Here is a 15,775-nt window from a genome sequence, read left to right on the forward strand (position 1 = left end):
GGGGCCAATTGGCCCCTGAATTTTTTGCTCTGTCCGTCATTAAAAGCGACGTGTAGACATCGCTAGGCAATATTGAGAAATAGCTCATCGTCTGTCATGTATTTATGTCGACTACCGCTGTTTCTAAGATGCATGAACATAAACTCTGGAAAGCCTGGTGCCAACAGATCATTGGGTTCCCATACTATGCCGCCGACAAACACGTAGCGGCCTTGTTTCTCTTCTTCATGCAGTGGATTGTTTAACGGCGTCGAAAGTTCCGGTCTTACGCCCTCAATCACACACACCACCTGCCCCTTCGCAATACCAATCACTCGCTTAACCAAGTTTGCTTTCACGCCACATTTCCATGCTTGGCGAGTGGCCATCTCAAAGCCTTGCTTTTTTACGCCTTTTTGAATGTTTACGATGAGGTTCATAGTGGGGAGTCTCTTTGTCATACTGCGATCACTCTCTGAGCATATAGTAACCGCAGCGCCTCACCTAATAGTATTTCTTCCCGTGTCGATAGAATTGGCCAGAATCGGAACCTGCATTCACTATTTCATTGCCTTATTCAGTCACTTGCGTCACATTGAGTTGACCAATGGAAGGAATCGACAATGAGTTATGCCAGTTTTATCGGTCTAATGATGCTTGCTGCTATTTGGGGGGGCTCATTTCTTTTTATGCGCATTGCGGCCAATACGTTTGGCCCCGCCTATTTGATTGAATGCCGCGTCGGCTTTGCGGCGCTGAGCTTATTGTTGGTCTCTTATTCTCTCAAGCGTTCTCTGCCCTTTCGCCAATACTTTCATCACTTTATGTTCATTGGCCTGTTTAATACCGCGTTACCGTTTCTACTGTTTGCCTATTCAGCACAAACGCTCAATGCCTCGACGCTTTCTGTTCTCAACTCAACCGCTGTCATTTGGGGCGCGCTTATTGGTGTGGTCTGGCATAAAGCACCGCTGACCAAACGTGTAGTTCTAGGCATGGCACTTGGCATCTTAGGCGTAACCGTGTTGGTCGGCGTTGACGCAATTCAGATTGGTACACAAGCGCGTCTACCCATAGTGGCCGCAATAATGGCAGCGTTCAGCTATGGGATCGCCACCAACTACACCAAATCGGCGCCAAAAGTCGCCGCCTTCGACAATGCACATGGCAACATGTGGGCTGCGGTGATCTGGATACTGCCTTTGCTGCCTTTCATCCCGATGCGCGGGGCACCGACGGAAGTTGAGATGGTGTCGGTGGTGGCGTTAGGCGTCGTCTGTACTGGGGCAGCGTACCTACTCTACTTTCGCCTGGTTGCCGACGAGGGTGCGACCTCTGCCCTCTCGGTCACTTTTCTTATTCCGGTATTCGGGATTTTGTGGGGCGCGTTGATTCTCGATGAGCCTGTCGGCTGGTCTACCGTATTCGGCACAGGTTTAGTGCTAAGCGGCACCATGTTGGTGACTCATTTTTCACCCCTCTCCTTGCTGAAAAAACGGACCTTAGCTCAAGATCTCGCCGCCAAATGACGGCGGGACATAAGTTGCCATGACACCTATCCCATAGACATAACATCATAGGGTTAAAGTCATAAAGCGGCTATTCGGATCGGGGGTATACTCAGCAAACGGTTCGCAATAGTGAAAACCAAACTTCTCATATAAGCGGCGAGCGGGCTCAAAGAACGCCATGGATCCAGTCTCTAAACTGACGCGATGCAACCCAATGTCACGCGAGTAATCCAGTACGTGCACCAATAAACGAGACGCGACGCCCTGTTTGCGAGCTTGGTCGCTCGTGCGCATCGATTTCAGCTCACCGTGTGTGTCATCAAGCTGTTTCAATGCTGCACAGCCGAGCAAAACGTCTCCGTGCCAAGCCGTCCAAAAGGTCACTTCTGGCGACCGCAAGCGGCTCACATCCAATGCGTGAACGCTGTCTGGCGGCGATGTCGCGTTCATATCCTCAAGATGTTGGGCAAGCAAGGTGATAACCGATTCGTGCTCCAACTGACCTATCATTATTTTCATTGACGTTCCTACTCACTTCAATCGTGTGTTTTTATCCTGATGCCGAAGACCCATCGACATAAGCACAGATAAAGCAAGTTTAGAGCCAGATATACGACGTCTATCGCTCGGAATCGACCAACACTCGCAGTGATGAATCGCTTGCAGTGATAAATAGGGATCCAAGTCTCAATAAACGAAAAGTTCACTAAACATTTTTCAAAAATACGCGATGATACTCACATAAATATAAGTTCATTGCTTATTATTTACATGGATTTGCCGATGCAGTGATAACCCACTCACCACCGGGTGGCTAGGTAGTAGCAGAGCAAACCGTGCGACGAACAAGAATAGGAAGTCACGAATGAAAGAAGTTGATTTTAGAACCATTGATAGACTCTTCATCAAAATGTCTATCAACGACAAGATGTGGACGATTTTCGCCATTTTTCTTGTTGCCTTAACTGCGATTGCAGGTGGACGTTACTACGCGACAGTTGACGCGCTAGAGCACAACGCCATCTACGCCGCGGAGCAAAGATTAGCCGGGATACTCGCTGCGGGTACCCCTGAGAGCATTAGTGCACAGAAAAATGTGTCTAAATCGACTTCGATGGCGCCTGCTAGCCTCAATAATGGTGTCGTGAAGGTCACCGCGCGATCCGCGGATGGCAGCCACTATCAACTGACGGTCAATGCCACTCAAAGCCTTGAACAAGGCAAATCTGCCGCACTGACCAGTTTCGCACTGAGCTACCTTGGGGTCATCCCGTTTGCGCTGTTCAGCTATTGGGTCGCTACGTTTATTGGTGGCGCGCTTTGGGTGCTCTATACCACTACCGAGCGTATCGGTGAAGGCGATTTAACGTCGCGCTTAGGCTTCCACCCTGGTCGTGATGAATTCGGTACCATTGGCTGCGCGCTGGATAAAGCCATGGATACCCTGACTGAACTCGTGGTAACGGTGAAAGAAAATGCGACCACTCTCAGTGAAACCTCTGCCTCCTTCGAGCAAGAGATGAAATTGAGCGAGTCACAAATTTCAAGCCAGTATGCCTCACTTGATTCGGTGGCGACCGCGATGGAAGAGATGACGGCATCAGCGAAAGAGGTGTCGAATATTTCACAGCAGGCGACGTCGCAAACCGAGAACGATACCCAACACATTGATGGCAGCCACAAGCGTGTCTTGTCTGCGATTCAAGAGATCGACAAGCTTTCTAGCTATATTGAGCAAGCGTCTTCTTCTGTATCTAGCCTGAATGAGAACACCACACAGATTAATGAGGTGATCACCACCATCAATGCCATTTCTGAGCAGACCAACCTCCTAGCGCTCAACGCGGCGATCGAAGCGGCGCGTGCCGGTGAGCAAGGTCGCGGCTTTGCGGTAGTGGCCGATGAAGTCCGTACACTCGCCAGTCGTACTCAAGCGGCGACCGTTGAGATTCAATCAATGATTGAGAAGCTGCAATCAGAAAGCCACAACATCGCCAATATTACTGAGCAAACCGTTGCCCAAGCTAAAACTAGCAGCGATTTGATTGCCGAACTAGGCAGCGATGTCCAATCCATCGCCGACTCAGCCCGCTCTCTCATGGATATGAGTATTCAGATCTCGACCTCAGCAGAAGAGCAAAGCGCCGTGGCGAACGACATCGCCTCAGAGCTTAGTGATATTCGCACCCAATCGAATACCATTCGCAGTGTCGCAGAGCAAAGCTCAATGGGCGTCGCGAACCTGACCAAAGCGTCGTCATCACTGGCAAGCATTCTCAAGCAGTATCGTACGCAGTAAACCTTCGCGTATTACACTGCTTAAACATCGAAAGCCGAGCGCAGTTTTCTGCCGCTCGGCTTTTTTATTCTTAGTGTGTTTTTATTCTCATGCGCGGGGCTACCAATACCGCTCGAAGATGATGTTGCCACCCGTGGCGCGTCGATACTTATTCAGCCCCATCTCCACCAACGTTTGTTGAGTATCTTTAATCATTTCAGGATTACCACACAGCATCACAAAACTCTGTTCGGGCGCCAAACAAACATCCGCACTGCGGAGCAGCGCACCACTTTGCAGCAGTTGAGGAATTCGGCCGCTAAGGTGTGTGGTGTCAGGATCTCTTGATACGACCGGCAAGTACCGCAGACGCCCTTCGTATTGCTGTACCAATTGATCAATCAAGTAGCGATAGACCAACTCTTTCTCATGACGCACCGCATGAACCAGCACAATCTCATCACAATTGGGGCGAAAATTCATGTCATCCAACAGAGAGAGAAACGGTCCGATGCCGGTACCTGTCGAGAGCAGCCAGAGGTTTTGAGTCTGTTTGGGTATGATGTCAAACGTCAGGTCGCCATAGGCCTCTTTGCCCACGTAGACGCCATCACCGGTTTGCAGCTGTTGCAGTTTCGGCGTCAGTTTACCTTCTGGATGCGCGACGATTAAGAACTCCAGCATATCACTGGTATTGAGCGGTGCATTCACCAATGAGTAGGCGCGCGAAATCATGTTGCCTTCGTCATCAAGCAGTCCCAATTTAGTAAACTGCCCAGCCTTGAAGGTCAGGGGGGCGCCGGTTAATCGTAAGCTAAATACGTTCGGCGTCCAGTCAGTCCGACGTTCTAATCGCGCTAAGTTGAAACCATCAAGTACCGCCATGCTACGCACCTCTTCTGGTTAACATTCCATTAACTTACTCTTTCACACCTTTGAAGTAAAACTGGAACATGATTTAACCATCTAAGATCACAAATAAATAACAAAATAAAAACAACCCGACGCTGAAGTTCTAGAATATTTACTCCATCCACAATAAAAATTAAGAGAACCCTATGAGTGATCTGTTGAACGATTTTCCTGTCATCACTGAAATTCCCGTCGCATGGGGAGAGATGGATGCCTTGCAACACGTCAACAATGCGGTCTATTTTCGCTACTTTGAAACAGCGCGATTGGAGTATTTTGCCAAGATTGACTTGCTCGTGAACATCCAAAAAACCCAGGTAGGGCCCGTACTGAGTGAGACACAGTGTCGCTATAAACTGCCCGTCACTTACCCGGACACACTGTTGGTAGGCTCGCGCGTCATCGACCTCCAACAAGACCGCTTTACGATGGAATACCAAATCGTGAGCAAAAAACTGGGTAAAATTACCACCACCGGACGCGCCACCTGCGTCATGTTCGACTTCAAACACAACACCAAGGCCACCTTGCCAAGTCATGTTGCGCAGTTGATTCTCGCCACACAAGAATCGCATCCCGCCCCATAAACGGCAAAAAGCCCGCCATAAAGGCGGGCAAGATCAATAGCACCAATTACGGTGAATTCAACGAATCACCGTTTATCGACGTTACTGCAGTTTGTAGAACACCGTCGAAAGCGGCGGCAAACTTAGAAGAAGTGAGTGATCCAGCCCTTCGCTTCTGACCTTCTCTGTCTTCACTTTGCTTTTCACCTCAAAGCCACTGCCGTGGTACTTATCATCGTCGGTGTTGAGCAACAACGCATACTCTCCCTTGATTGGTACGCCCAAACGGAATCGCTCATGCGGCACTGGTGTAAAGTTCGTCACCACCAAGATTCGCTCGCCGTTTTCGCTTAAGCGTTCGTGCGCCAAAATGGAGGCGTCCGCCGCATCTTGCAAGCGCCATTCAAATCCTTTTGGCTCACAATCCCACTCATGCATCGCCGCTTCATGCTTGTAAAGCAAGTTGAGGTCACGCGTGAGAGCTTGTACCCCTTGATGGCGCTCAAAATCGAGCAAGAACCATTGCAGTTGATCATCATGATTCCACTCACCGGTTTGACCAAACTCTGCGCCCATAAAGTTGAGTTTCTTACCAGGCTGACCGTACATGTAGCCTAGGTAGGCACGCAGGTTTGCGGTTTGCTGCCACTCATCACCGGGCATTTTGTTATGGATTGAACCTTTGCCGTACACGACCTCGTCGTGAGACAGCGACAGCACGTAGTTTTCACTGTGCGCGTAAATCAACGGGAAGGTAATGGTGTTGTGATGGTATTTGCGGTGCACAGGGTCTTGTTGAATGTAAGAGAGCGAATCGTGCATCCAACCCATGTTCCACTTAAAACCAAAGCCGAGTCCACCCATAAAGGTCGGCGCTGAGACGCCCGGAAACGCCGTCGACTCTTCCGCGATGGTCATGGCGTTCGGGAAGTGTTTGTAGACTTCTTCGTTCATCCATTTCAGCGTCGCGATAGCATCGTAGTTTTCGTTGCCACCATCGACGTTCGGAATCCACTGATCGTGACTGCGCGAATAATCGAGGTAAAGCATCGAGGCTACTGCATCAACGCGGATACCATCAATATGGAACTGCTCAAACCAATACAAGGCGTTGGAGACCAAGAAACGACGGACATGCTCGCGACCCAAATCGTAAATGAACGAGTTCCAATCTTGGTGCCAACCGCGACGCGGATCTGGATCGTGGTAAAGAGGCGTACCATCAAAATTCGCCAGACCATGATCGTCAGAAGGGAAATGGGCGGGCACCCAGTCAAGCACGACACCTAGACCTGCAAGGTGACACTGCTCAACAAAATATTTGAAATCATCGGGCGAGCCAAAACGGCTGGTTGGCGCAAACAGACCGACCGGTTGATAACCCCAAGAGCCATAGAATGGGTGCTCAGAGACGGGCATCAATTCAACGTGGGTGTAACCCATATCAACAAGGTAAGGGACTAGCTGATCGGCGAGTTCTCGGTAATTAAGGAAATCACCGTTGTCATCTCGGCGCCAAGAACCGGCATGCAACTCATAAAATGACAGCGCTTCATTGCGTTTTTGCGTGATGGGGCGCTGCTGCCACTCACTGTCTTGCCACTGATAGCGAGAGTGATCGTAGGTGACGGACGCAAAAGAGGGGTATTGCTCTGCGTACGCGCCCCACGGATCGGCTTTGTGCGGTAAGCCTTCGCCATTGGGCCCTTTGAGTTCAAACTTATAGCTGGTGCCTTCAAGTAAATTAGGCACAAACAAGCCCCAAATACCGTAATCTAAGCGCTGCATAGGATGACGGCGGCCATCCCACTGGTTGAACTCACCGACCAAACTGCACGCAGATGCGTGCGGTGCATAAACAAGAAAACGCGTCCCAGAGATGGACTTGCCGTCACGCTCTAAGGTGACAAACTGCGCGCCCATGTGGTGATACATCTGCTTGGGGGTATGCAGTTCTTCGTATTCTGCATAAATGGTGTGATATTGGTATGGATCATCCACCCATTGCTCTGTCCCCTGCCAATCGACCACGAGTTGGTAGTGGGTAAAGCGCAAATCTTTAGCCTCGGTTAATACAAAGCCTGAATCTTCTTCTCGCTGCAACTTAATACGCGGTTCACCATCAATCACTAACTCGACTTTATCGGCTCCCGGCATCCAAACGCGCAAACTTGACGTTTTATCCTCAATAAACGGCCCTAGAAATGAAAATGGGTCTGCAAATTGAGCGTGAGAAAGTTGGTTATATTTTTGTGTTTTTTTGTCAATCTTGGTCACTTTTTTCAAGTTATTCTCTCCCTAACCTAACCTTCCGACTGCAAGTATCATTGGTATCAATCATCCCATTATTAGCTGGGGGTACCACTAATATAAACAAAGCCCGCGGGAATAATGCGGGCTTAGATAGCTTAATGAAAGTTTACCGAATTGCTACCTTACATAGAGTGACGCATTCGATACTTTTTTACGTAACTTAAGCAAGTCCTTACTTACTCACCTTAGCACGTACTTCCGTAAGTTTACGAGCGATACGGTTTACCCCATCATTGGCGAATACTTCGTCGAGATTCATTGATAATTTACGACGCCAGTTCGGGTATTCGTTCACGGTTCCTGGGATGTTAACCGGCTTATCCATCTCTAACCAATCTTCCAACTGCACGCTGAGCAGAGTCGAAGAACCCGCAGCGACATGCAGTTGCAACGCTTCGGCTAGGTAAGAATCCATCGGTACGTACTGCGCATCTCGACCAACGCCTTCAGGCAGATAACCGTGCCATGCGACCGAGTCTAAAATCCCTTGTTTGCACTCCAAACGATCCGCAAACAGACCTTGTAGCTGCGCTTCGTTCGGATACAAACCCAACTCTTTACCCAGTTTCAAATCATCACAGTGCCAGAAACCGCGAAGCGTCGGCATGTCATGAGTACACAACGCAGACATTGACTGCTCAGCGTAGTGCTTAGGTGAGATAAAGCCGCCATCCTCTTCTGAAGTTTCGAAGAAGAACACTTTGTATGAGTGCACGCCCGCATCGCGCAGCAACTCAACGATTTCGTCTGGCACCGTACCTAAATCTTCACCAATCACACTGCATTGATGACGATGTGATTCCAGCGCAAGGATCGCCAACATATCTTGGACAGGGTAGTAGATGTACGCCCCTTTCGTTGCGTTCTCACCCTTAGGGATCCACCATAGACGCAGCAATCCAAGCACGTGGTCAATACGCAGAGCGCCACAATGCTTCATATTGGCGCGCAGAAGCTTAACGTAAGCGTCATACCCCGTTGCTTGCAACACTTGTGGATTGAGCGGTGGTAAGCCCCAGTTTTGACCAAGCGGCCCTAGTACATCCGGCGGCGCACCAATGCTGGCATCTAAGATCAGGTTGCCATTGTCGGCCCAGGTTTCTGCACCTGAATCGGCCACACCGACCGCCAAGTCGCGGTATAGACCCACCGACATGCCTTTTTCTTCTGCTAGAGCCTGCGCTTCGTTAATCTGTGTGTCCGCGACCCATTGCAGATACATGTACAAATGAACTTTGTCTTGATTTTGCTTGATGAAGGTTTGCACCGCGCTGTTATCAAAGTGGCGGTACTGCTCAGGGAACACCGGCCAGCCCCAGACGTTGCTGTCTTTGGCGTGCAGTTCACTGTGCAAAGCATCAAACGCAGCTTGGTGAAGTAGGCTGTCTCCACCCTCTTCGACAAACGATAAGAACTGCTGAGCGCGCTCGGTGTTCTTATCGAGATGGCGTTTTTTAAATTCCGCAAACAGCAGCGGTAACACGCTCAGTTTGAGCTCCGCGACTTCGCTGTAGTTTACCCAATGAGACTCGCGCGCTTTTTGCAGGCGTTGCTGGAACTGAGCACTGCCCACTTGCTGCTGCGCCTCAACACTGAGCGCAAACTCAGGCACCGAGCTCACATCGATGTATAGGATGTTCAACCAGCGGCGAGAGGACGGGCTGTAAGGACTTGCCCCCTCAGGGTTGGCTGGGAACAAGGAGTGAATAGGGTTAAGACCCACAAAATCACCACCGCGCGAGGCGATATCGGCCACCAGCTGTTTTAGATCGCCAAAGTCACCCATTCCCCAGTTGTGTTGGGTACGCAGTGTGTAGAGTTGAACACTCGGGCCCCACATCTTCTTGCCCGACAAAATCGAATCTTGCTTGTAACACGCGCTTGGCGTCACAATTAAGGTTGCCTCATACGGGGCTTTACGACGCTTACGAACAATCGTGAGTTTATGGTACCCCCACGCTAAGTCGTTCGGTAAGGCAAACACTAAAGGGCCACCCTCGCTGCGCTCATCTCGCACGATTTGCGATTGAAGATAGCCTTCAAGTACCTCTCCTTGCTCAGTATCCAAACGCCAACTGAACTCACTTTCACGTGCACTCGCGCCTAGATTCAAAGCCACTTCAAATGGGTCGCCATCGCGCACCACGGTCACAGGGTCCAACACATCTTTCTTGTGTTTACGCTCTGCGGACTTAAGAAGAGTCTCGTCGTTGGTTGTGTCATAGCCTAAAGAGTTTAGTAAGTGGAGAATGGTAGCCTCTTCCACTTTTGCCTCATCTCCCCACGCGCTCACGTAGCTGTCGGCAATTCTAGCCATTTCAGCGACTTGTTTTAATGCATTGTGATGTTTCATCGCTCTCTCCGAAGGACTGCTTATACCTTCAAATGTAGGGTTATTAAATCGTTATAAAGAATTGAGCCAAGGCGCGAACGCCTTGGCTTTTTAAGTCGTTTTAGCGTTTAACCGCTTCCAACTTCCAAATATTATTGACGTAATCTCGAATCGAGCGGTCGGAGGTAAATTTACCGACCAGCGCCGTGTTCAAGATGGCTTTCTTCGCCCAGCCCGCTTGGTCTAAGTACTGTTTGCCCATCGCCTCGTGCGCTTCCACGTAAGACGCGAAGTCCGCAAGACAGAGGTACGGGTCACCGCCGTCGAGTAGGCTGTCATAGGTCGCGCGCAGTAGGCCCGGTTGACCCGGAGTGAACTCTTCACCCGCCAGTAGATCCAGTGACGCTTTGAGCAGTGGGTCTGCGTGGTAGTAATCGTATGGGTTGTAGCCAGCTTTCTTCAGTGCAACCACTTCGTCGACTTCAAGACCAAAGATGTAGATGTTGTCGTCGCCGACTTCTTCACGGATTTCAACGTTTGCCCCATCCATAGTACCGATAGTCAGCGCACCGTTGAGTGCCATCTTCATGTTACCCGTACCGGACGCTTCTTTACCGGCCAACGAGATTTGTTGGGACACGTCCGCCGCTGGGATGATGATCTCTGCCATGCTCACGCGGTAGTCAGGGATGAAGACGACTTTCAGCTTGTTGCCAATGCGTGGGTCGTTGTTGATTTTTTCAGCAATCTTGTTCACAGCGAAGATGATCTCTTTCGCCAAGTGGTAACCCGGCGCCGCTTTTGCCGCGAAGAAGCAGACGCGTGGCGTACACTCAAAACCCGGCTCATTAATGATGCGGTGGTAGAGAGACAGGATGTGCAGCAAATCAAGGTGCTGACGCTTGTACTCGTGCAGACGTTTGATTTGCACATCGAAAATCGCGTTGGTATCTAGCTCGATGCCCATGTTGTCTGATACCCACTTAGCCAAGCGCTCTTTGTTCTCTTTCTTCACCGCCATAAACGCTTGTTGGAACTCGGCGTCATCAGCGTATTTCGCGATACCTTCAAGCTGCTCAAGCTTCGCTGGCCATTCACTGCCGATTTTGTCAGTGATCAGCGCGGATAAACCTGGGTTACAGAACTTCAGCCAACGACGAGGCGTAATACCATTGGTCACATTGTGAAGACGCGTTGGGAACATCGCGTGGAACTCTGGAAAGAGATCTTTTTTCACCAACTCTGAGTGCAGCGCCGCTACACCGTTCACCGCGTAAGAACCGATCACACACAGGTTTGCCATGCGAACCATACGGTTGAAGCCTTCTTCGATGATCGACAGCTTCGCTTGCTTCTCACCATCACCCGGCCACATTGCGCGTACTTCTTGTAGGAAGCGATGGTTGATCTCAAAAATGATCTCCATATGACGCGGTAGCAGACGTTGAATCAAAGACTCTGGCCACGTTTCCAATGCCTCTGGTAGAAGTGTGTGGTTAGTGTACGCGAAGGTTTGCGAACTGATTTCCCACGCTTTATCCCAAGATAGCCCTTTTTCATCGAGCAAAATACGCATCAATTCAGGGATAGCAATCGTTGGGTGAGTATCGTTAAGCTGAATTGTTTCTTGCTTTGGAAGATCCGCAAGTGCAAAACCCGCTGCTTCGTGACGACGTAAAATGTCACGTACCGAAGCTGCTGAGTGGAAGTACTGCTGCATCAAACGCAGTGTTTTGCCTTTCTCATGGTTGTCATTCGGGTACAGCACTTTAGTAATGTTACCGGCGTCAATCAGCGCGTGCTGCGCTTCGAAGTAATCGCCGTTGTTGAAACTTGCCAATGAGAATGGCGCAATCGCCTGACATTCCCACAAACGCAGCGGGTATACCGTGTCAGATTCATAACCGACAATCGGTAAGTCCCAAGGCATCGCTTTCACGCTCATACCCGGTACCCATTTGCGTACTTCTTTGCCGTTCTCGTAACTCACTTCAACGCGACCGTAGAAACCAATTTCTTGCGCTAATTCTGGGCGCGCGACTTCCCACGGGTAGCCTTCGACACCACGCCAAGCATCCGGCGCTTCTTGCTGACGTCCGTCAACAAAAGATTGCTTGAACAGACCGTATTCGTAGTGCAAACCGTAACCAACGGTTGGGAACTCTTGCGCTGCACAAGAATCCATAAAACACGCCGCCAAACGACCTAGACCACCGTTACCCAGAGACGGGTCGCGCTCTTCTTCCAACAAGTCGGTCAGGTTTTGGCCCAGTTCGGCCATCGCATCCGTGATCTGCTCGTAGAGACCTAAGCTGATTAGGTTGTTACCGGTTAAACGACCGATAAGAAATTCAAGAGATAGGTAGTTGACGCTTTTCGCGTTCTTGATGCGTGGGTCTTGCTCGGTTTTCAAAAGATCGAGCGTTGTGATCTCTGCCAGGGCTTTACCCATAGCAAGGTACCATTCACGCGGAGTTGCGGTGTCTACGGTTTTCGCGTAGGTCGCAGAAAGGTGCATTTTAACGTCAGCTTGAAAGCTGGCTTTATCAAATTTTTTCTGTTGAGTAGGTTTCATTAGAGAAATCTCACTTATCGGTTTCAATCCATCTGAGACATATCGTGCAATGCTCTGTCTTGCAAAACATCCTCCTACTTCGGTAGCGATTTAGGAGGAGGAGTCAGGGCGTAGAGGGCGTAATTCACAACAAGCAGTGATCCAACTCGCAATAAACCGATGAGTGAACTGGACTCTGTTGATTAAGATCACACCATGACCCTAAACGACCTTACCTAAGGTGTATGAAACTTCATCGAAATCAAAAACTGGCAAATGAAAAATATGCAGCGTGAATCACAGAATGTTTTCATCCTGAGTGCAAATTACACGATTTCTCGTGCAAAGCATGAGTTGAGACAAGTTTTACCGAACAGTTTAATGTGATTCAAATCACGAAACAGGGGCGTAGAGACGCACAAAATGTGAAATATGCGAAAAAGTCGCTCTCCTCACATAACAATCCCACCAACTCTTAAGTAACATCCCACTCAACAACAAAGATCGAACAAAAAACAACCCATCTTGACGTCGTGCTCGCTGACACGTTCACTGACAATAAGATAAGGATGAGAAGATGTGGATTCCTTCGAAACTCACGCGTCCTGGCCGTTTACACAACGCCATCGTACGCCCAAGAGTTCTTGATTTACTTCAGCAAGCACCCTGCTACAAACTGGTGCTTTTTCGCTCGCCTGCCGGATACGGTAAAACCACCATGGCCGCCCAGTGGCTCGCCGACAAACCTAATGTCGGCTGGTACAGCATCGATGAAAGCGATAATGACCCGTTCCGCTTCATGAACTACCTGCTGCAAGCCCTAAACAAAGCGACCAACCAGGCTTGCCCGAATTCACAAAAATTGGCCGAAAAGCGTCAATTTTCCTCACTTCACTCCTTGTTCAGTGAAGTATTTGCAGAGATGTCCGAGTATTTTAACGAGTGTTATGTGGTCCTTGATGACTACCACCTCATTTCTGACGATGAGATCCACGAGGCGATGCGCTTTTTCCTCAAGCACATGCCCGACAACCTGACATTAGTCGTCACCAGTCGCGCCGCGCCGCCACTCGGCACCGCCAACTTACGTGTGCGCGATCTGATGATTGAGATCGGTGACGAGTTACTGGCGTTCGATACCGAAGAGACCACCCGTTTCTTCAACCAGCGCATCGCCGATGGCATTGATGATGCCACGGCAGACAACCTGCGCAACTACGTCGAAGGTTGGCCATCGGCCCTGCAGTTGATCGCCCTTCAAGCGCAAGGTCAAAATCGCACGTTGGCGCAATCGGCTGAGTCTTTTTCGCAATTTAATCACGCGCATCTGTGGGATTATTTGATTGAAGAAGTGTTTGATCTGCTCGACCAAGAGACACGTCAGTTCTTACTGCAATGTTCGGTGCTGGATCACTTCAACGACAGCATGGTAGCGGCGCTGACTCAGCGTGATGACGCTCTCAGTATGATTGAGTCTCTCAACCGCTATGGGCTGTTTATCCACCCGCTTGAAGGTGAACAAAACTGGTATCGCTTCCACAATCTATTTGCCGAGTTTCTTGCACATGAGCGCTCAGCGCGTATGCCGCAAAAAGAGCAAGAGCTGCACCAAGTCGCCGCGCGCGCTTGGCTCAAACAATCCTCGCCCCATGAGGCACTCAAACACGCGCAAGAAGCCAAAGACAGCCAACTGATCGCCGATATTTTGAGCCAGTTTGGCTGGAAAATGTTCAATGGTGGTGAACTTAAAGCCCTAGAGCAGGCCATTGATTCGTTATCGCCGGAGCAGCTCTACAGCGAACCGAAATTGTGTATGTTGCAAGCGTGGCTTGCTCAGAGTCAGCACCGCTACAACGATGTCGGTGACTTGCTTGCCAAAGCCGATGAGCAAATGCGCCAGTTCAACGTGGTACTCAGCAGCAAAGAGCAAGGCGAGTTCAACGCCCTGCGCGCGCAAGTCGCCATCAACCAGAACCAACCAGAAAAAGCGCTGGAACTGGCTGAGCTGGCACTGAGCCAAGTTGACAGCACGGTCTATCGAAGCCGCATTGTTGCGACCTCGGTCGTCGGCGAGGTCAATCACGTCCTTGGCCGTCTCAGCCGCGCGTTGCCTATGATGCAGCAAACAGAGAAACTGGCTCGCCAGTATCAGGTCTATCATCAGGCGCTGTGGGCGATGTTACAACAAAGCGAGATTTTGATCGCACAAGGCTATGTGCAAGCAGCATACGAAGTGCAAGACAACGCCTTCAAACTGATCGAAGAGCAACAACTGCATCAAGTGCCGATGCATGAATTTTTGCTGCGAGTACGCGCGCAAATCCTCTGGTGTTGGAACCGTTTGGACGAAGCCGAAGACTGCGCGTTCAAAGGCATCGATGTACTGGGCAAACAGAGCCCAAGTAAGCACTTACATAGCTACTCGATGTTGGCTCGCATTGCAATTGGCCGTGGCGAGCTCGACCGAGCCGCGAAATACATCGACCATATTTTGCATCTACTCAAACAATCAACCTATCACGTCGATTGGACCGCAAACGCATCACTGTCGTTGATTCTGTTTTGGCAAGCACGCGGCGATCTTGACTCAATGAAGCAGTGGCTCGATACCGCCGTGAGACCAGAAACCGCCAGCAACCACTTTACTCAGTTGCAATGGCGTAATATTGCACGAGCGCAGATCAATTTGGAGCAATACGAAGACGCGCAGCAAACGCTCGAGTTCATTCAGCAAGAAGCGGCAGACAAGCACTTACTGACCGACACCAACCGTAATCTGATTGTCCAAGCGGTATTGGCGATTTCCAAACAAGATGAAGAGAAAGCGCGTCAATTGCTCAAAGAAGCCCTAAAACTCACCAATCAAACGGGAATGCTGGGTAACTTCTTGGTGGATGGCGCCAAAATTGGTCACATCCTTAATAAACTCAACACCAAGCAAGAGCTTGGTGACCTTGAACGTCACCGCGCGCAGCAACTGCTGAAAGATATTTCCACCACGCAACGCAGCCGTTCGGTACATTTTGATGAGGAGTTTGTCGAGAAGTTGGTCAATCACCCAAACATTCCTGAGTTGGTGCGCACCAGTCCATTGACGCAACGTGAATGGCAAGTGCTCGGGCTTATCTATTCGGGCTTTAGTAATGAGCAAATTGCACAAGAACTCGATGTGGCGGGCACCACCATCAAAACCCACATCCGTAACTTGTATCAGAAGCTCAATATTGCCAACCGCAAAGAAGCGGTCAAAACCGCAGAGAATCTGCTGCAATTGATGGGCTACTGATCCTATCGTCCAATGCAAAGAGGTCGCCCACATTGGCGACCTCT

Annotated in this window: 10 protein-coding genes; 4 read left to right on the forward strand and 6 right to left on the reverse strand. The window is 50.0% G+C overall.

The genetic code is table 11. The features are described from left to right. Positions 1-62: 62 nt before the first annotated feature. The gene (locus AC6R0R_RS07250; RefSeq protein WP_334552893.1) at positions 63-419 is read right to left on the reverse strand and encodes an acyl-CoA synthetase; all 357 of its coding nucleotides are present in this window, start codon (positions 417-419) and stop codon (positions 63-65) included. A gap of 183 nt (positions 420-602) precedes the next feature. Between AC6R0R_RS07250 and AC6R0R_RS07255 the strand changes: the two genes are divergently transcribed. Then, the gene (locus AC6R0R_RS07255; protein ID WP_500626217.1) at positions 603-1,508 is read left to right on the forward strand and encodes a DMT family transporter; all 906 of its coding nucleotides are present in this window, start codon (positions 603-605) and stop codon (positions 1,506-1,508) included. A 45-nt stretch (positions 1,509-1,553) separates the two neighbouring features. Here AC6R0R_RS07255 and AC6R0R_RS07260 read toward each other — a convergent pair whose 3' ends face one another. After that, positions 1,554-2,009, reverse strand: a complete 456-nt coding sequence (locus AC6R0R_RS07260) for a GNAT family N-acetyltransferase (RefSeq protein ID WP_500626218.1) — start codon at positions 2,007-2,009, stop codon at positions 1,554-1,556. A 346-nt stretch (positions 2,010-2,355) separates the two neighbouring features. On the opposite strand from AC6R0R_RS07260, the gene AC6R0R_RS07265 reads away from it, so the two are divergent. After that, positions 2,356-3,789, forward strand: a complete 1,434-nt coding sequence (locus tag AC6R0R_RS07265) for a methyl-accepting chemotaxis protein (RefSeq protein ID WP_500626219.1) — start codon at positions 2,356-2,358, stop codon at positions 3,787-3,789. 99 nt (positions 3,790-3,888) lie between these two features. Here the strand turns inward: AC6R0R_RS07265 and AC6R0R_RS07270 are convergent, their stop codons facing one another. Beyond that, positions 3,889-4,653, reverse strand: a complete 765-nt coding sequence (locus tag AC6R0R_RS07270; protein WP_500626220.1) for a ferredoxin--NADP reductase — start codon at positions 4,651-4,653, stop codon at positions 3,889-3,891. 173 nt (positions 4,654-4,826) lie between these two features. On the opposite strand from AC6R0R_RS07270, the gene AC6R0R_RS07275 reads away from it, so the two are divergent. Continuing rightward, entirely contained in the window at positions 4,827-5,267 is a 441-nt protein-coding gene (locus tag AC6R0R_RS07275; RefSeq protein ID WP_500626221.1) for an acyl-CoA thioesterase, read from the forward strand. An 81-nt stretch (positions 5,268-5,348) separates the two neighbouring features. Here the strand turns inward: AC6R0R_RS07275 and glgB are convergent, their stop codons facing one another. The 3 genes from glgB to AC6R0R_RS07290 all read right to left on the reverse strand — a co-directional run bounded on the left by glgB (position 5,349) and on the right by AC6R0R_RS07290 (position 12,466). Continuing rightward, a complete protein-coding gene (gene glgB, locus AC6R0R_RS07280; protein ID WP_500626222.1) occupies positions 5,349-7,532 on the reverse strand; it encodes a 1,4-alpha-glucan branching protein GlgB in 2,184 nt (727 codons plus the stop codon). Positions 7,533-7,731: 199 nt separating this feature from the next. After that, positions 7,732-9,912, reverse strand: a complete 2,181-nt coding sequence (malQ, locus tag AC6R0R_RS07285) for a 4-alpha-glucanotransferase (RefSeq protein ID WP_500626223.1) — start codon at positions 9,910-9,912, stop codon at positions 7,732-7,734. 100 nt (positions 9,913-10,012) lie between these two features. Then, on the reverse strand, positions 10,013-12,466 hold the full coding sequence (locus AC6R0R_RS07290; RefSeq protein ID WP_334552905.1) for a glycogen/starch/alpha-glucan phosphorylase: 2,454 nt from the start codon (positions 12,464-12,466) through the stop codon (positions 10,013-10,015). A gap of 556 nt (positions 12,467-13,022) precedes the next feature. Here AC6R0R_RS07290 and malT point away from each other — a divergent pair. Then, entirely contained in the window at positions 13,023-15,731 is a 2,709-nt protein-coding gene (gene malT / locus AC6R0R_RS07295) for an HTH-type transcriptional regulator MalT (RefSeq protein ID WP_500626224.1), read from the forward strand. Positions 15,732-15,775: the final 44 nt, after the last annotated feature.

This window comes from Vibrio sp. R12-SW3-ISO1, assembly GCF_059834005.1.